Origin of the sequence: Clostridium cibarium (assembly GCF_014836335.1) — a bacterium.
In the GTDB taxonomy this organism is placed as follows: domain Bacteria; phylum Bacillota; class Clostridia; order Clostridiales; family Clostridiaceae; genus Clostridium; species Clostridium cibarium.
The window spans coordinates 82,659-101,247 of sequence record NZ_JACSRA010000007.1 but is presented as its reverse complement, the minus strand read 5'-3'; the positions used below and the strand labels follow the sequence as shown (position 1 = coordinate 101,247).

The following is an 18,589-nucleotide window of genomic DNA, read 5'->3' as shown; positions in this document are numbered from 1 at the left end:
TTATTTCAATACATTATATGCGAAGTACTAATAATTATGCTATTTTCTATCTTAATTCACTAACACAATCTGATAACGTTGCAAACTCTTGTAAACTTAATGTTTCTCCTCTTCTTTTTGGGTCAATTCCTGCTTTCTCATAAGCTTCTAAAAGCTTCTCTTTTGGCATACCTATAAACTTTGTTCCATTCCAAAGAGTTTTTCTTCTCATATTAAAAGCATTTCTTATTATTTCAAACATCAAATTTTCATCTTTAACTTTCACCTTCGGCTCATCTAATCTATCTAATCTAATTACTATAGAATCAACCTTAGGCCTAGGAATAAAACAACTAGGTGTTACAGTTCTTATTATTCTAGTATTACAATAATATTGAACCAATAGTGATAAAGAGCCATATTCCTTACAATTTGGCTCAGCATCTATTCTCTCTGCAACTTCCTTTTGTATCATTATAGTAAGAGATTTAAATTTATATCCCTCTTTAAGTAGTCTTACAATAATAGGAGTTGTAACGTAATAAGGAAGATTTGCTACTAACTTAACACTATTTTCTTCTCCAATAATTTCATTAAAATCCACCTTTAACGCGTCATTATGTATTAATGAGAAATTCTCATACTGACCAAGTTCTGTTTCTAATATAGGAATAAGATCATTATCTAGTTCTATAGATACCACCTTCTTAGCTTTATCTATAAGCTGAGCTGTCAAAGATCCTACTCCCGGTCCTATTTCTATTACTAAATCATCTTCCTGAACATCTGCACCATCTACAATATCATTTAGCACTGAATCATCTATTAAAAAATTTTGTCCTAAACTCTTTGAAAATTTAAAATTATATTTCTTTACTAGCTCTTGTGTCTTATAATCTTTTATATCCATTAGCTATCTCCTAATTCCTCTTTTATTTTATTTATAGCCTTTACAAATTCCTCTTCTGTAATACCATAGTTATTTAATCTTGATAACATCTGATTAGCATTTCCGTATCCAATCCCTAGTTCCTTGCCTAGTATTATTCGTCTTTTTTTCGAATCTGCTTGCCCTGTTAGTTTACAATAAAACATATCGTCCATAGTAAAATTTTCACTTTTCTCTTCTAAAGTTACTTTTGCTCCTTCCAAAGCCTTTAGTATAACCTCAGGTGTTGCATTTTCAACTCCTATATCTCCATCTTTTAGCCCATCTTCTTGCGCTATATATGCATGCTTTACACCCTTTACTCTTTTTGCTATTATGCTTCTTATTTTCTCTCCAGCAAAATCAGGATCCGTTAAGACTATAACACCTTTCCTTTTTTGTGCTTCTTTTATTCTATCTATAATCTTAGCATTTATACCAAATCCACTAGTAGCTATAATTTCTGCATCAACTGCTTTTTTTACAGCTGTTATGTCATCCCTACCTTCTACTACTATCACTTCTTTAATCAAAATAATTCTTCCTTCCATTTTAATATATTCTTAATTTACCTATATAACTGTATAATGTCAAATAAATAAAAGAACTGTCTCATATTTCGAGACAGTTCTTAATCATTTTCTACCATTCGCCTGGGTATGCTTTTATGTTAACTTCAACATTATACTTTCTTCCCCAGCTTGTACATTCACCGTTTGAATCAAAGTAAACATCAATAATGTCCCCTTTAATTACACCACCTGTATCCGATGCAATCGCTAGCCCATATCCACTTACTTCTACTAAACTTCCAAGAGGTATTACTCTTGGATCTACAGCAATTGTACTTATACCATCAGGATTATAAGTTACCGTTCTTCCTGTAGCAGTTCTTCCACCACCAGAATAAGCTGTAGCTTCCATATACAAAGTTTTTTTCGATAGATAAGTTTCTCCACTTCTACTTGTTTTTTGAATTGCACCACCAACTGTAACATGCTCTGTTTGTGGGTCTTTTACTGGAGTTTCACTAACTCTTAATTTAGCAATAACTTCATCATTATGTTTAACAACTTTATAAGTAACTGCTTTCTTACCAGTTTCTCCAGCTTTAGTTACCTCTCTATAGGTATTAATTTTATTATAATCAATAGTTTGTTCCGTATCGAATGGTATATCCTCCATATCCTGTACTTCTTCTTCTTTAACATTAACTACTTGAATGTCCATATCTGGTGCAATTTCAGTATCTTTGCTTGGACTAACTATATCTGTATCTTTATAGTATATCCCATCTTCTGCAAGATTATCTGCTTCTGCAAGTAGCATGTCCTCTATTGTGTTTTCGGCTGTTAATATATTTCGCTCTTCACCTGCTATAACAACCTTAACTGGTACAGCTTTCTTAATCGATATTGTTTCATCATTCGTAATATTGGATTCTAAGGATGGTTGCACTTTATCTTTTTCTACTATTTCGTAGCCTCTTTCTTGCAACACATCTTTAACAGTCCCTTTATATGTGATAATTGTTTCGTCTTTTCCGTCTATACTTATATTAACTGTCTTCCTCATAGAGACTAAAATCGTGACTATACACGCTATACAAATTATTAGTCCCAACATTATCTTTGCCTTCGGACCGTTAGAAAAACTTCTCTTCAAGTATTCCCTGAATTTTTCTACCATTTATTCCCCTCCTTTGGCAAGAGCGTCTTTTGCATTATATATTAGAAATTACTAATTTGTCAAATTTCTATACTCTTGCATATGATGAATTGTAATAAAATGCACATTATGCATAAAAAAATAAATAATATTTATAATAGCTAATATTCTCAATTCATCTAGGTACTAATTGGTGAAGATCTCTAAAAATATAATAAGTCCCACATTCCTATTATTCCCACATATTAAATTTTTATTCGCTGTACAAACTACATTTTACTATATTTTTCCAATTTCATCAACCTATAAAAGTTTTCGTTAACTCTCAAATTTAATTGTTTAGGATCAATTTCCTTGATTAAGGCAATTCGTTCTATTATATACTCAATATAATCTGATTTGTTCCTTTTACCTCTATTAGGCTCTGGAGCCATATATGGACAATCTGTTTCTACTAATAATCGATCAACCGGCACTTCTTTAATTACTTCAACTAACTTCTTAGCATTCTTAAAAGTTACAACTCCAGTAACTCCAATATAATAGCCTAATTTTAAACATTCTCTAGCAAATTCTACACTCCCTGAAAAGCAATGAACTATGCCTTTCACTTCTGGGAACTCCTTCATTATGCTTAAAGTATCTTTATGTGCATCTCTATCATGAATAATAACAGGTAAATTTAATTCCTTAGCTATAATCATGTGTTTCCTAAACACTTCTTTCTGTACATCCCTTGGTGGATTTTCCTCCCAGTAGTAATCTAATCCTATCTCTCCTACTGCTATAACTTTAGGATTACTTTTTATTATATCCTTAATTTCTTCTAATCTATTTCCCGTTAATTCATTTGCATTTTCTGGATGTATACCTACAGCTCCATAAATAAAACTCCACTTGTTAATAATTTCACAAGTTTTTCTTATACTTTCGTAGCTTGAAGAACAATTTAATATACCTATTACTCCAGCTTCATTTAGATTTTCAATCAGCTCATCTCTATCTATGTCAAATGCTCCATCATCATAATGAGCATGACTATCAAATATCTTATACTTATTTGCCATAAAATCACTCCATTTCTCAACTTTTTACATAATTATTATACTTCTTTATATTAATAAGGAACAAACTTATTTTTTTGTTTTTCAATATAAAAAAGAAAACTCCATTGGAGCTTTCTAATAAATCAAAGAAGTTTTTTTAATTTTATTAAATGCCCATCATAATCATCAACAACTGCCTTAACTTCTTTTAACAAACTTTCTTCTAAATCTTTATGTTCATCTATGAATTTATTTCCATTTTTAATTCCCATATTCATTGCATTAATAGCATGTTCTACAACTTCCTCATCAGTTTCTACTGGCATTAGTTTAACTTTTTCAAAAAACTCACCCATCATTCCCATCAATCCAACACTATCAGAAGCATTACCACCTAACTGATTTACTCTCTTTGTTATAGCTTCTTCATGACGTTTAAATGACTCTATTATTTCAACTAATTCTTGCTTTAACTTGAGTGTTTTAGCTTTTTCCAAATAATCTTTAAATGTGGTTCCACCCATATGAATTCCCTTTAAAAACTTATTCATTTCATGTATAACATTCTCATTGTTACTCATTTTTTTCACCTCTTAATAGGTATTCTCTTACATAAGTAAATTTGTTATACACTCTTTTTTAATTTTTTTGACACAGAATTGTCATATACGTATATTATAGTAATACATGTAAAGTAGTTAAAGCATTATTATTTACCCCTAAACCATTCTCGTGTGAATGGTTGGCCAGAGTATCTCATCCCCTATTGCAGATACTCTGGTTTTTTCCATTATAGTATTATTATTAAAAACACAAGTTTCCGAACTTAATAAGATTATCACATTATATTTTCATAAATAATCTAAAACTTTTATATAACCTTATTTTTTAATCTTAATACTTCTTTCGTAATATTCTTTTTATCTATTTTTTCAAACAGGACATCAACTTTATTTATATTGCCAGTCTTCTTTTCCACATAACTCCATGCGGCCTCATCTATATTTAAGTATTCTCTTATTTTCTTAGATGAATAAGGCATAAATGGTTCAAACAAATTTGATAAGTTTGCAATAATTTGAATACAAATATAAATTGTTTCAGCACACTTCTTTTTATCATCGGCCAACCTTTCCCAAGGCTTTTCTTCATCAAAAAACTTATTAGCCTTTTTTACTACATTTATAATTTGCTGAAGTCCATCTTTAAATCTGCCTTCTTCAATTCTATCTCCAACATCAAAATAAACATTAAACAATTCATCTTTTAATTTTTGCGGCATTTTTCCCTCTGGGACTTTCCCGTTAAAATTGTTCTGTAAAAAAGTTAATGTTCTATTAACAAAATTCCCATACAAACCTACTAAGTCGTTATTATTAGTACTAATAAAATCTTTCCAAACAAAGTCTGAATCTCGTTTTTCAGGTCCATTTAGAATTAAATAGTATCTTATTAAATCTGTATTATAATTATCAGTTAAATAATCTATCCATATGGCCCAGTTCTTAGTGGTAGAAAACTTTTTACCTTCTAACTTCAAATACTCGCTAGATATTTCTCTTATACATGGATTTTTTATTCCCAATCCAGCTAACAAACTAGGAAAAATTATTGTATGAAATGGTATGTTATCTTTACCATGGACAAAGTATATTCTACTATCCTCTCCATTCCAATAATCCATATAATTTTCATTTCTTTTCTCTATGCACATCATGCTAGCTGTTAAATACCCCATTACAGCTTCAATCCACACATATATCTTTTTATCTTCATACCCAACTAGTGGAACATCAATCCCCCAATTAAAATCTCTAGTTACAGCTCTATCTCTCAAGCCTTCGTCTAAATACCTTTTAGTTATAACCTCCGCATTTTCCCTCCAACCTTTTTGCTTTATGTATATCCTTCTAACATCATTTTCAAACTTTGATAAGGCAAAAAATAGATGTTTAGTTTTTTTAACCACTGGCTCAGATCCACAAATCTTGCATCTTTTATCTTTTAAATCTTCCGTTTCAAATATCTCTGAACATTCAGTACATTGATCTCCTGAAGCAATTTCTCCACAATGTGGACATTTCCCTTCTATATATTTATCTAGTAAATACTCATTACATTTTTCACAAAAAGTTTGTTCTACCTCTTTTTCGTAAATATAACCTTTTTCATATAAATCCAATATAAATTCTTGTACTTTTCTACTATGATATTCGGTATGAGTTTTAGTAAATAAATCAAAAGAAAAACCTAACTTGTTAAAACACCTGCAAAACTCCTCATGATACTTTTCTGCTACCTCTAGAGGTGATATTCCTTCTTCCTTGGCCTTCATATCTACAGGTGTTCCATGGGAATCACTTCCTGAAATAAATACCACATCATCACCCATTAATCTATGGTATCTCGCTAAAACATCCCCCGGCATTAATACTGCTATTCTTCCTAAATGAAGTGGCCCATTAGCATATGGCCATGCATTACCTATAATTACATTCATACTCTACCTCTTATATTAAGATTAAGAGTCCAGTTTCCTGAACTCTTAATAATATTTAAATTATCTTACAACACTACCTGTTGGTAATTCACCTGGATCAACTACCTTTAATATACTATCATCATCTGTTGATGCAGCTAGTATCATTCCTTGTGATAATTCACCTCTTAATTTTACTGGCTTTAAGTTAGCTACTAAAACGACATTTTTCCCTACCAATTCTTCCGGTTTATAATCCTTTGCTATACCTGATACAACCTGTCTTTCTTCGTTGCCTAAATCAACCTTTAATTTAAGTAATTTTTTAGCACCTTTTACAGGTTCACAAGCTATAACCTTAACTACCCTAAGATCTATTTTCGAGAAATCATCTATAGTTATTTCCTCTTTTATAGGTATTATTTCTCTTTTACTTGATTTCGATTCAGCTTCTTTTAATGCTTCTAATTCAGCTAATTTTGCATCTACATCTATTCTTGGGAATAAGTTATCACCCTTAACCACCTTAGTTCCTACAACTGTTCCGTTAAATTCTTTTAAAGAATCCCACTCAACATTAGTTGTAGCTATTTGTTCATTTATCTTCTTCGCTGTATCTGGTAAAAATGAAGATATTAGTATTGAAACAAATCTTAGGGCTTCTGACAAATTATACAAAACAGTTCCAAGCCTATCCTTTTTAGCTTCATCTTTAGCCAATATCCAAGGAGTTGTTTCATCTATATATTTATTTGCTCTTCCAATTAAGTCAAATATAGCTTCTAAAGCTTCTGGAATCTTTAGTTCATTTATGCTTTCTTCAACCTTTTTTGGTGTTTCTAAAGCAAGATTTATTAATTCATCATCTATGCCTTCCTTCACTGACTGAGCAGGAATTACTCCTCCAAAATACTTTTCAACCATAGCTACAGTTCTTGATAAAAGATTACCAAGATCATTACACAAATCTGAATTAATCTTCTTTATAAATATTTCGTTGTTAAACAATCCATCTGATCCAAAAGGAATTTCTCTTAATAAATAATACCTAACAGGATCTACTCCAAAGCTATTTACAAGAGTCACTGGATCTACTACATTTCCCTTTGACTTTGACATTTTGCCTCCATCAACAAGTAACCATCCATGCCCAAATACTTGCTTTGGTAAAGGTAATCCTAAAGCCATCAACATAATTGGCCAATATATTGTGTGGAATCTTAAAATATCTTTTCCAATTAAATGAACATCCGCTGGCCAGAACTTTTTATATAATTCTGTATCATCATTTCCATAACCTAAAGCAGTTATGTAGTTTGATAATGCATCTATCCAAACATAAATTACATGACTTTCATCAAATGTTACTGGAATTCCCCAATTAAAACTTGTTCTTGAAACACAAAGATCTTGTAATCCTGGTCTTAAGAAGTTATTTAACATTTCATTTTTTCTTGATTCTGGCTGGATAAAATCAGGATGTTCTTCTATATATTGAATTAATTTATCAGCATACTTACTCATTTTAAAGAAATAAGCTTCTTCTTTTGATCTCTCAACAGGCCTACCACAATCTGGGCAATTACTATTTACTAGTTGAGTTTCTGTCCAAAATGATTCACAAGGTGTACAATACCATCCTTCATATGAACTCTTATATATATCTCCTTGATCATAAAGTTTCTTAAATATATCTTGAACAGCTTTCATATGATAATCATCAGTAGTTCTTATGAATTTATCATAGCTTATATTCATCATGCTCCATAAATCTTTAATCCCAGCTACTATTTCATCTACATGTTCCTTTGGAGTTATGCCCTTTTCTTCTGCTACCCTTTGGATCTTTTGACCATGTTCATCTGTTCCTGTTAAAAACATTACATCGTAACCTGTTAATCTCTTGAATCTTGAAATTGCATCAGCTGCAACTGTTGTATAGGTATTCCCTATATGTAATTTAGTTGATGGATAATAAATTGGCGTAGTTATATAATATGGTTTCTTACTCATATCTTTTCCTCCTCTATTAAAATATCTTTATAAAAAAAGTCTCTATATAGGTATTTTACCTATATAGAGACGTATTAAACTTAAATTACGTGTTACCACTCTATTTCTCTCTTACCTCACGATAAGAAACTCTTTAGCTGACTATCATCACCTTGCAATATAACGGTTGCTCCCGTAACTATCTAACTAAGATCCAGCTCAATAGTTCTGCTCCAAGACCATCTTCATAAAGTTTTCTGTTACTGATTTTCACCAAATATCAGCTCTCTTCAAACACATTCCTTTATTACTCTTCTTTTCATAGCATTTCCATACTTATGATAAATCAAAAAAATTTCTATGTCAAATATTATTTATTCCTTCTCTTAAAATCCCCAGCTCTAATCATAGAAACTAATAATAAGATAGCAAATATCCCTGATACCAAATATCCAACAACCCCAAGTAAAGATAAATCTCTATATGTAGGACCTACCTTATTACATATTATAAGTGATGAAGATATTATAAGAGATGAAACCAAAAGTCCTCCGGTCAATCTGTTAACCATGTTTTGCATATTAGATATAGTCTTATTTAAATCAGTTATATGCAAATTTATTTTACTTCTACCATTTTCTATACTATTTAGTACTTCTAAAGTCTCTGTTGGGATTCTTATAAGGTCTCTCATAAATGAATAGGTTGCTAATATTAATTCTTCACCTTTTAACTCCTTTAAAAGTGCCGTTTTACTTTTCGATTTAACGAAGGATATTGCTATAGAAAAAATATCAAACTCTGGATCTACTTCAGCAATTACTCCTTCCAATATTATAATTCCTCTAACTAAGCTAACTAATTTCCTGGGTAATTGTATATTATTCTTTTTTGCAATTGTAAAAACCTCTCGAAATAATATCTCTATTTTTATATTCTTTAAACTAGTTGTTACATAACTATCAAATAGATAACTTATATCCTCATATAATAATCCCTTATCGATTTTTCCTCTTTTGATACCTACAGCTAAAATAAATTCACTTAATTTTTTCTTATCTGCAGTTGCCAAAGCAAACATAGCATAATTCAACCAATTTCTTAATGTTTCATTTAATTCTCCCATAATTCCAAAGTCAATAAAACATAATTTTCCTTCAGAAATCAATATATTTCCTGGATGAGGATCTCCATGAAAGAAACCATCTTCAAATACTTGTTTACAATAGCATAATGCCAATTTTCTTGCTATATCCCTATTAGAATAACCTTCTTCCTTAATCTTTTTTGTATTATTTATTTTAAAGCCATCTATCTTTTCAAGGGTTAAAACTTTCATACTCCAAAGTTCATCTATCACTTCAGGAACATGCAAGACTACTACATTCTCATTATTTTCTTTAAATCTTTTTATATTCTCCCCTTCAAGTATAAAATTCAATTCTTTTTTTAAGCTTTCTTCAAGCTCCTCAAGTACTTCTAAAATATCAATTCCCGGTATTTCTAACTTAAATCTAGTAAACCTAACCATCCTCTTTAAAATGGATATATCTATCCTCATTTTTTCATAAATATTAGGCCTTTGGACCTTAACAACAACATTTCTTCCATCTTTTAATATTCCTTCGTGGACTTGTGAAACTGATGCCGCTGCAATTGGCTCCTTACTAAAGTATGAAAAATAATTTTCTATACTCTTATTTAAAGATATTTCAATAACTTCTTTAATTAAATCATAACTTTCTTCTTTCGCCGAATCTTGTAACTTAATAAGCTCATTTATATATTCATTAGGTAATATATCTGTTCTAGTACTTAGTATTTGTCCAATTTTAATAAAAGTAGGTCCAAGTGTTTCAAATACTTTTCTTAAATTCTCTGCTGATTTCTTACTATGGGTTACTTTATTATCTATTATTACTCCAAATCCATAAAATGCAAAAACCTTAATAATTTCATTAAATCGTTCTGTAGATTTATTTCTCATAACTTCAACTCCTAAAGAAATTCCCTTACTTAAATGTTTAAGCAAGGGATTCCACGTTAGTTATTTTTTTGTTCTAAAACCTCTATTCTTCTTTGTAATTCTAAAATTTCAGATTTAGTTGCATAATTCATTTCCTCTAAAATGCATCTTAAATCTTCTCTTGTTAATGGTTTTATCTTTTCTGCTACTTTTTCTTTAACTTCTTCTGCTGAACTTTTAACTTCTCTCTTTAGTTCTTCTGACAACTCTTTTCCTTCATCTACTGTAAGTTTACCTTTTTCAACTAATGTTGACACAACTTCACTTGCTTTTTCATAAGTCATAGCCGCTGCTCCAACACCTGCTAAAAATATCTTTTTTGCATCATTGACCATAAAATCACCCCGTATCAAAATGTTTGAATTTAAGTATTTCTTTTATTTTTTCCTTATATAAGATGATATATACTAATTTTTAGACATATAATTTTCTATATCTTCAATACTCTTTATCATATTCTTAGTTAATACCTCTACACCTGTATCAGTTACTAAAACATCATCTTCTATCCTAATACCTATCCCTTCCTCTTCTATATATATTCCTGGTTCTACTGTCCATACCATTCCTTTTTTAAATACAGTATCTCTATCTGGCGAATCAACATCATGGGTATCTAAACCTAAACTATGTCCAATACTATGCCAATAATACTTTGAAACTTCTTCTTCTGCTTTTATTAGTCCAAGTTTTTTACATTCCTCAGCTATCATTGTTCTTGCTTTTTTATTTAACTCTAAAAATTTAACTTCTGGCTTTATTTCTTTAATTACAGCTTCGTTAACTCTAAGCACTGCTTCATAAACTTCCTTCTGTCTATCTGTAAACTTGCCATTCACAGGAAAAGTTCTAGAAATATCACCATTATAATATTTATATTGAGCCCCTAGATCAAATAGAATTAAATCCCCATCTTTAATCTCACAATTATTATCTGCATAATGTAATATAGTTGCATTCTTTCCTGCCGCAGCTATTGTTTTAAATGCATAATCCCTTATTCCATTGCTTTTACAAGTAAAGTCAAAAAATGCTTCTAATTCATATTCCCTCATTCCAACCTTAGCATTTTTCATAAGAGATTTAACTCCTTCAATTGTAATATCTATTGCCTTTTTAATTTCTTCTACTTCTTCATCAGACTTTATAAGTCTTAAAGGAACTATCTTTGGATAAACATTCTTTATTCTTAAATAAGGATATTTTTCTATAATACCATTAGCGAATCTCCCCACAATAGTATCTAACTCACTGAAAGAATCCCTCTCCATGTCTAAGTAAATATTCATTTCTTCCTGTCCATTAAAAGTTTTATTTAAAAATCCTTCTAATTCATTCAAATACAATCCATTTTCTATACCTGAAATCTCTATTCCTTCTTCTTTCCTTAAGGTCTTTCCACTCCATCTCTCTTCATCTTCATCTATTTCTTTGAGAAATAAATACTCTTTAACTTCTTTCTTAAATTTTGTTAATATCATAATATGATCTTCTTCTTCTATTCCTGTAAAGTAGTAAAAGTTCCTATTAGGAGTAAACTCATACATCTCATCAGCACTTTTCTTAGGTGCACTTCCAGCAAATAATATAACCATAGAATTATCTTCTAAATTTTTCATTAATTTATCTCTATTTTTCCTTAAAACACCTTTTTCCATGTAAACTACCACCCTTTTTCTTTATATAAGTTTATTATACTCTTTATATTTCATATAATTAATATAGATACAAAAAAATCCACCTCAAAGTAACTTAATAAATACTTTAAGATAGATTTATTTATAATTTAAATAATTGAATCTTTACACGCCTTATTTAACATATTTAAAACAACAACACCTACAACAACTATTACAATTACCATAGCTAAAAATGTTATTAAATAACTTTTCAAAACAAATGTTAATAATAAGAATATTCCTCCTAGAACTAATGCTGTTAACATTAACACCAATGGCATATAATTCTTTTTAAACATATCTCTTTCATTTTCCCACTCTAACTTTGGAGATTTGTAATCTAAATATAGCTCAACTAGTGATATTACAGCTACTGAACCTAATGAAATTACACTTCCTAAAGCAATAATTATTACTGGTAGCTTTAAAAATATCATAAGTGCTATCACTATTATCGCACTGATTTCATTTATCAAAATTGAAGATATAATTTTAGACATAATAAAATCTTTACCAGATACAGGAATGTACTGTGATACTATTAAATCTTTTCCCTCTCTCGATATCGCTGTTGATGCAGCTCCACCTGATAATATAGACATTATTGAAAAAACTAATATAGCTACAATTACATATCCATAAAGATTTTCTTTTCCTACAAGTTTTTCCCCTAAATAATCAGAACCTTTAGCAAAGAAAGCTAATCCAAATATAGCAGGCATATAAAACATCATAGCTATACAATTAATAAAGAATTGTGGTGTCCTAAATAAAAGTTTTATATCCTTTAATACCAACGCCTTTATAGGTGAATTTGCCCTTATAAGTTTATCTGCATTTTTAGTCTCTAGAACATTTTCCCTCTTACTATATGTCTCTGAAGCACCTATAATCCCCTTATAGTATAAGCTTCCCCCTATGATGTAATACACACCAAATAAAGCAGCTGCAATAACTATTGCTGCTAGAATAAATAATAATCCTCTTAACTCTTTATTATATAACAATCCATAAGATGCTAACTTATTTGTAATTAACACATTGCTAATGCCGTTCATTAAACTATTATTTCCTTGCTCTGCTGCTAACTTAACTAAAACCTCATCATTACTTCCAGATGATTGACTAAAAAAATTAAATGCAACGAATAAAACTAACATAAGGGTTCCAGCAAACATCCTAAAGGCATCTTTATGTTTAGATAATGATGTAAATCTCATTAGTAACATACATATAAGAGCTCCAATTATCATAGGAAGTATAGGAATAACTAGAATAGATAATAAAACATATATATAATATACCACTCCAGCATTACTTGCTATTCCATACGCTATTAATGGAAATAGTAATATGAGCGAATAAAAATACATATCAAGTAAAGCGGCTAAAAACTTACCAAAAACTATATGTGAACTTTTAAAAGGTAATGGTAAAATATGCTCTACATCATTAGAAAAATAAAAAACATTTAATATTGTATTTATACCAAAAACAAAAGTAACCAATGTTCCTAATATCAATATAGTAGTTAATAAAAAACCTTCTTGTCCCATAGCTTCTAATGGTTTGTAAGAAACTGACACCATAAGTGCAAGTGGTGAAGATATGCAGCCTACCACAAATAGCATTAGCAATACACTCAACCATGGTTTCATATTTTTATTACCAAAGTTACTTTCAAGGGCATTTTTCATAAAGTACTTTGTTATTAATTTAAGCCTTCTCATTACTTGTAAGCTCCAAGAACATATCTTCTAATGATTCATTTTCTTTAAATTCATTTCTAAGATTTTGTAAGGTTCCGTTAAATATCAATTGCCCCTTATTAATAATAGCAACCTTATCACATAGTTTTTCCGCTACTTCTAATACATGAGTTGAAAAAAGCACAACATTTCCAGCATCAGCATGCTCTCTCATCATCTCTTTTAATGTAAATGCAGACTTTGGATCTAATCCTGTTAGTGGCTCATCAAGTATCCAAACTTTCGGATCATGAATTAATACTCCCATAACTATTATCTTTTGCCTCATACCATGTGAGTAAGATTGAATCTTATCCCCAAGTGCAGTAGTCATTTCAAATCTCTCTGTTAATTCTTTTATCTTATCTTTTCTAATGTTAGTATCTACACCATAAACATCTGCCATAAAGTTTAGATACTCTAAACCTGTTAACCTTAAAAACATATCTGGATTATCTGGTACATACCCAAATTGTTCTTTAGCTTTTACTGGATCCTTTAAAATACTTATACCATTAATTTCTATGTTCCCTACAGTAGGCTCAATAATTCCTGTTATCATTTTAATAGTTGTTGTTTTTCCAGCTCCATTTGGCCCCAATAATCCAAATATTTCTCCATCATTTATTTCCAGATTCAGATTATTTACAGCCTTATATTCCCCATTATAACTTTTTGTTATAGCATCAACTTTTATCACTGAACTTCACCTCCAAGTATCATCATAGAAATATATTATCACTAAATTTTCCAAATTAATATACCCTATTCTTAAATTTAACTTAATAAGAACAATCTTACAACTGTTACAGCCGTTATTATAGCAACTAAATCTGCCATAATAGCTGCCCAAACAGTATGTCTAACTTTCTTAACCTTAACTGCTCCAAAATATACTGTTACTGTATAAAAAATAGTTTCTGTAGTTCCCATAATTACTGATGCTATTAACCCTATAGCACTATCTGGTCCATATGCTTGAACAATATTAGTAAAAATCCCTACTGCACCACTTCCTGATAAAGGCTTTATTAATATCAATGGTATTATTTCCTTCGGAAGTCCTATTAATCCTGCTATTGGAGCTATAAAATTATTTAGAATATCTAAAAGTGTAGCCTGTTTAAATATTTCGACAGCTACAATCATAGCCAAAAGATAAGGAAATATATTAAGACATACCTTTAAACCATCCTTTGCACCTTCTATAAACCATTCATAAACTTTGCCACCTTTAATCATGCCATATCCAATTATTAATATAACGATAAATCCTATTATACTTTTAGTTATATATCCATCCATAAATTACCCCCTAAAAGTACCTTTGAAGTATTTTACAACAAATAATTCCTACCACAGCTGCTGTTGCCGTTGATATTATAGCAGGTATTATAATTATTCCAGGACTCTGAGAATTACAAGCTGCTCTAATTGACATAACAGTTGAAGGAACTAATTGAATACACGCTGCATTCATAACTAAAAAAAGAGCCATATCATCACTAGCCCTCCCTTTCTTCGGATTAAGTCTGTCCATTTCCTCCATAGCTTTTATTCCAAATGGTGTTGCTGCATTTGATAACCCCATCATATTGGCTGTTAAATTCATAACTATCGCACCAAGAGCCTTTTCATCTTTCGCTGCATCTTTAAATAGAATTTTTAAGATGGGCCTCATAAGCTTGGCCAATTTTTCAGTCAATCCACTTTTTTCTGCAACCTTCATAACTCCACACCAAAAGCACATAACTCCTACAAGTCCAATAATCAATTTTACAGTATTATCAGCTGAATTAACTATACTGCTTGATATGTCTCCTCCCTTTCCAGTAATCAATGACACTAGAAGTCCTAAAAATATAAGTCCAAACCAAATATAATTTATCATTTTTCCTCCACATACCTTATTACTTAATAAAATATATGCCTTGCACTACTCTTTTAGTAGTGATAGGATTATTATATATTTTATTTTTTACCTAAAAAGGAGAAGCTATATGGAAGACACTAACTTAAAAATGGCTCAACAAGATATTAACGATGCCTTAGAAACTGTAAAAGATCTAGAAAAAGTTGCAAACGAAGAAAACTTGTCAAAAGAACTATTAAGAGAAAAGTTTGTAACATTAAATGAAAAAGTAAAAAATTTAGAAAACATATTAAAAAATGAAGGCATAATTTAATTATAAAAGAACGGCTCCGAAACGAGCTCCCTTCGTGAAAAGACTTTACAAACTAGAATTAAAAGCATAGGCCCCAATAAAAACCTATGCTTTTACTTTACGATTTATAACCTTCCCAATACAATCCATTATGTTTTATCATTCTCATTATTCCTCCCCATTTTTCACATGAAGAACAGGGAAATTGCTAAATAATTTCATCTTTATTAATCTCTTAATAAATCCATATGCCTGGATAGTTTCTATAACTACTTTATTTTCTTCATGCCTAATATTTTTATTGTTTATCTAAAATTAGAAATACATTTAGAACTATATATGTTTTCATATAAAAATTACATATCTTTAATATTCCACATATTCTTTAATTAATTATCATTATAATTGACTACTAACTTTTCCTTACATGAAATCGGCTAAACTTAATTCTGAAACCATAATGAGTGGAAATAGTGTATTTATTATGTCGATTCCTTACTAAAAAATCAGGAGGTATATCATAATGATACGCCTCCTGATTTCTAAAATATACATTGAACTAATATCATATAAATGATAGTTCCTCCGGCAATACTTAATAGCGTACTATTCTTCCACTTATGTAAAGCTACTATTGTAATAATTGATAGTAGTTCTGGCAAAGAATAAGGACTACTTGTTAATGATACTGATTTCAAACAATATATAACTAATAAACTAATAACTGAATAAGGCAATATATCACCTAAATATTCAATATACTTAGGCATTTTTTTATTATCTCTAAAGATTATAAATGGTAAAAATCTCGTAATGATAGTTCCAAAGGCAATAACATTAATAGTTATAAGAATCTGAATTGGTGTTAATGTCATTTATTAAATTACTCCTTTCTAGTTTAGTTTTAAACAGAGTTAATATTATTAAAATGCATATCATAGCTGGAATAATAAAATTATTTTCCCCAAATATAACTAAAGAAATAATAGAGCATACTAGTCCTATTATGGCAGCTTTATGACTTTCAGAATTCTTCCACTGTTCTAAAAACATAACTATAAATAAAGCTGTTAAAACAAAATCAATTCCTTCAGTATTGAAGTTAACTATTTTACCTAATAATCCTCCTATTGTTGATGCAATTACCCAATATAAATAATCTAAGAAAGCTATGAAGAAAAAGAAGTAATTTTCTTTTACTCCCTTTGGTGCTTTTTTATTAAAAATTATAGAAAATGTTTCATCACACATATAAAAAATCAAAAAAGGTTTGACTTTACCTATTCCTTTGAATCTTTTTAACATGGATATTCCATAAAATAAATGCCTTGCATTTATCATTAGTGTTAAAAATAATGCGTATAAAGGATTAAATGCTACTGTTAATAAAGTAGTAATAGCAATATATTGCATACTTCCCGCAAAAACAATAGCACTCATTAATGTAGACCAATAAAATGCATATCCTTTTGTACTCATTAATATTCCATACGCCATTCCTAAGAATGTAAATCCAGTTAAAACTGGTATCGTTTCTTTAAAAGCTGCCGTAAGGGCTTTTAATTTCTCATCCATAATATTTTCTCCTTTATAAAATCTTAATTTTGTTATAAAAAATATTATCTATGATATAATTAAAGATAATTTGTTATAAGCAAAAGCAACTTATATTTTTTTCTATATCGCCCCAAACACCTTCCTTGTTAACTTCTGCATATTGGTAAATGGAATTTTTATCTCCTCACCGTTATAATTAACATAGATGCCTCCAGTATCGCCTCCCGGAAACGCAATGGTTTGATCTAAGAATAAATCTATGATTTTAGCTTTAAATCTTACATTATACATATCTTTATAATATAATTTTGTTGTTTTTTCATTTTCTTATAGAAATTTTAATTTGAAAATAGTTCATTGTAAAAATCCACATAATTGTTTCCAAAGTCATGAGATATTGTAACAATAGTTTTTCCACTTCCTAATGTCTTCGCCAGCTCAATGGCAGCAACTATATTTGCACATGATGAAATTCCTAAGAAAAGGCCTTCTTTGGTTGATAATAATTTAGCAATTTCTTTAACTCTATCAAATGAAACGGATATTGAGGTATCTACAAGAGAGACTTCAAACGTTTCTGGAATTCCTTCTGCAGATACATTACCTTTAATTTCATGTGGAACAGCTATTCCTTTTAAAACCTCACATCCTTTAGGTTGCATTGCTGCTATTATTACTGATGGATAAGCTTCTTTAATTCTCTTTGCTATTCCAGATAATGTTCCTCCAGTACCAACACCACATACAAATCCATCTATGGGACTAGAAATTTGTTCTATAATTTCTTTACCTGTATATTTGTAATGTGTATTAGGATTTGAAGGGTTAATGAATTGGTTTAAATATACATAATCAGGATTTTCATTACAAAGTCTTTTTGCCGTCTCAATGTGTGCACCAAAAGCACTTTCACAAACTATTACCTTTGCTCCATAAGCATGCAACATAGACATTCTATCTTTGGTAATATAATGCTTTGGAATTACCAATACTACTTTATAGCCTTTTAAGCAACCGGCAATTGCTAGTCCAGTACCTGTATTACCACCTGTTCCTTCTATTATTGTTTGTCCACTATTAGGAACTAAAATACCACTTTTCTCAGCTTCTTCTATCATATTTAATGCAATTCTAGTTTTATGACTGCCTCCTGGATTAAACCCTTCAAGCTTTACATATATATCTGCAGAATCTTTAGGTACTATTTGGTTTAACTTAACAATTGGAGTATTTCCAATACAATTTACAAGTGAATATTTATCCATATACTTATCCTCCTAATATATTATTTTCTTCATTGCATAAATGGAATTTTAAAAAAT

General features: G+C 29.9%; 18 protein-coding genes and 1 other annotated feature. Of the genes, 1 reads left to right on the top strand and 17 read right to left on the bottom strand.

Translation table 11 applies throughout. The features are described from left to right. Positions 1–46: 46 nt before the first annotated feature. The 14 genes from rsmA to H9661_RS06030 form a co-directional block, all read right to left on the bottom strand. Positions 47–889 carry a 16S rRNA (adenine(1518)-N(6)/adenine(1519)-N(6))-dimethyltransferase RsmA gene (rsmA, locus tag H9661_RS06095; protein WP_143317513.1) on the bottom strand — a complete coding sequence of 281 codons (843 nt, stop codon included), beginning with the start codon at positions 887–889 and terminating at the stop codon, positions 47–49. Continuing rightward, positions 889–1,440, bottom strand: a complete 552-nt coding sequence (gene rnmV, locus H9661_RS06090) for a ribonuclease M5 (RefSeq protein ID WP_143317512.1) — start codon at positions 1,438–1,440, stop codon at positions 889–891. The genes rsmA and rnmV overlap by 1 nt, the downstream gene beginning before the upstream one ends. 109 nt (positions 1,441–1,549) lie before the next feature. Next, a complete protein-coding gene (locus tag H9661_RS06085; RefSeq protein WP_143317511.1) occupies positions 1,550–2,596 on the bottom strand; it encodes a G5 and 3D domain-containing protein in 1,047 nt (348 codons plus the stop codon). Positions 2,597–2,844: 248 nt separating this feature from the next. Then, positions 2,845–3,642 (bottom strand): TatD family hydrolase, encoded by a 798-nt coding sequence (locus H9661_RS06080; protein WP_191767943.1) that lies wholly within the window; start codon positions 3,640–3,642, stop codon positions 2,845–2,847. A gap of 122 nt (positions 3,643–3,764) precedes the next feature. Next, positions 3,765–4,202, bottom strand: a complete 438-nt coding sequence (locus H9661_RS06075) for a DUF2383 domain-containing protein (protein ID WP_191767942.1) — start codon at positions 4,200–4,202, stop codon at positions 3,765–3,767. A gap of 290 nt (positions 4,203–4,492) precedes the next feature. After that, entirely contained in the window at positions 4,493–6,121 is a 1,629-nt protein-coding gene (gene metG, locus H9661_RS06070) for a methionine--tRNA ligase (protein WP_143317508.1), read from the bottom strand. A gap of 60 nt (positions 6,122–6,181) precedes the next feature. Next, the gene (gene metG, locus H9661_RS06065) at positions 6,182–8,113 is read right to left on the bottom strand and encodes a methionine--tRNA ligase (protein WP_143317507.1); all 1,932 of its coding nucleotides are present in this window, start codon (positions 8,111–8,113) and stop codon (positions 6,182–6,184) included. 62 nt (positions 8,114–8,175) lie between these two features. Beyond that, positions 8,176–8,424: a binding site (T-box leader), on the bottom strand. Positions 8,425–8,462: 38 nt separating this feature from the next. Further along, positions 8,463–10,079 carry an ABC1 kinase family protein gene (locus H9661_RS06060; protein ID WP_143317506.1) on the bottom strand — a complete coding sequence of 539 codons (1,617 nt, stop codon included), beginning with the start codon at positions 10,077–10,079 and terminating at the stop codon, positions 8,463–8,465. A gap of 56 nt (positions 10,080–10,135) precedes the next feature. After that, positions 10,136–10,453, bottom strand: a complete 318-nt coding sequence (locus tag H9661_RS06055) for a phasin family protein (RefSeq protein ID WP_143317505.1) — start codon at positions 10,451–10,453, stop codon at positions 10,136–10,138. Positions 10,454–10,525: 72 nt separating this feature from the next. Further along, the gene (locus H9661_RS06050; RefSeq protein ID WP_191767941.1) at positions 10,526–11,776 is read right to left on the bottom strand and encodes an aminopeptidase P family protein; all 1,251 of its coding nucleotides are present in this window, start codon (positions 11,774–11,776) and stop codon (positions 10,526–10,528) included. A gap of 128 nt (positions 11,777–11,904) precedes the next feature. Next, a complete protein-coding gene (locus H9661_RS06045; RefSeq protein ID WP_143317503.1) occupies positions 11,905–13,527 on the bottom strand; it encodes a putative ABC transporter permease subunit in 1,623 nt (540 codons plus the stop codon). Then, on the bottom strand, positions 13,514–14,245 hold the full coding sequence (locus H9661_RS06040; RefSeq protein ID WP_143317502.1) for an ABC transporter ATP-binding protein: 732 nt from the start codon (positions 14,243–14,245) through the stop codon (positions 13,514–13,516). The genes H9661_RS06045 and H9661_RS06040 overlap by 14 nt, the downstream gene beginning before the upstream one ends. Before the next feature lie 77 nt (positions 14,246–14,322). Next, on the bottom strand, positions 14,323–14,850 hold the full coding sequence (locus H9661_RS06035; RefSeq protein WP_143317501.1) for a spore maturation protein: 528 nt from the start codon (positions 14,848–14,850) through the stop codon (positions 14,323–14,325). 10 nt (positions 14,851–14,860) lie between these two features. Further along, entirely contained in the window at positions 14,861–15,436 is a 576-nt protein-coding gene (locus H9661_RS06030; protein WP_143317500.1) for a nucleoside recognition domain-containing protein, read from the bottom strand. A gap of 109 nt (positions 15,437–15,545) precedes the next feature. Here H9661_RS06030 and H9661_RS06025 point away from each other — a divergent pair, with 109 nt between their 5' ends. Further along, positions 15,546–15,731 (top strand): hypothetical protein, encoded by a 186-nt coding sequence (locus H9661_RS06025; RefSeq protein ID WP_143317499.1) that lies wholly within the window; start codon positions 15,546–15,548, stop codon positions 15,729–15,731. 521 nt (positions 15,732–16,252) lie between these two features. Here the strand turns inward: H9661_RS06025 and H9661_RS06020 are convergent. The 3 genes from H9661_RS06020 to H9661_RS06010 all read right to left on the bottom strand — a co-directional run bounded on the left by H9661_RS06020 (position 16,253) and on the right by H9661_RS06010 (position 18,532). Continuing rightward, positions 16,253–16,585: a branched-chain amino acid transporter permease gene (locus H9661_RS06020; RefSeq protein WP_143317498.1), complete on the bottom strand. Its 333-nt coding sequence runs from the start codon at positions 16,583–16,585 to the stop codon at positions 16,253–16,255. Then, positions 16,548–17,285: an AzlC family ABC transporter permease gene (locus H9661_RS06015; RefSeq protein WP_191767940.1), complete on the bottom strand. Its 738-nt coding sequence runs from the start codon at positions 17,283–17,285 to the stop codon at positions 16,548–16,550. Before H9661_RS06015 ends, H9661_RS06020 begins: the two co-directional genes overlap by 38 nt. 320 nt (positions 17,286–17,605) lie before the next feature. Continuing rightward, complete coding sequence (locus H9661_RS06010) at positions 17,606–18,532, bottom strand: PLP-dependent cysteine synthase family protein (RefSeq protein WP_191767939.1); 927 nt, start codon at positions 18,530–18,532, stop codon at positions 17,606–17,608. Positions 18,533–18,589 lie beyond the last annotated feature (57 nt).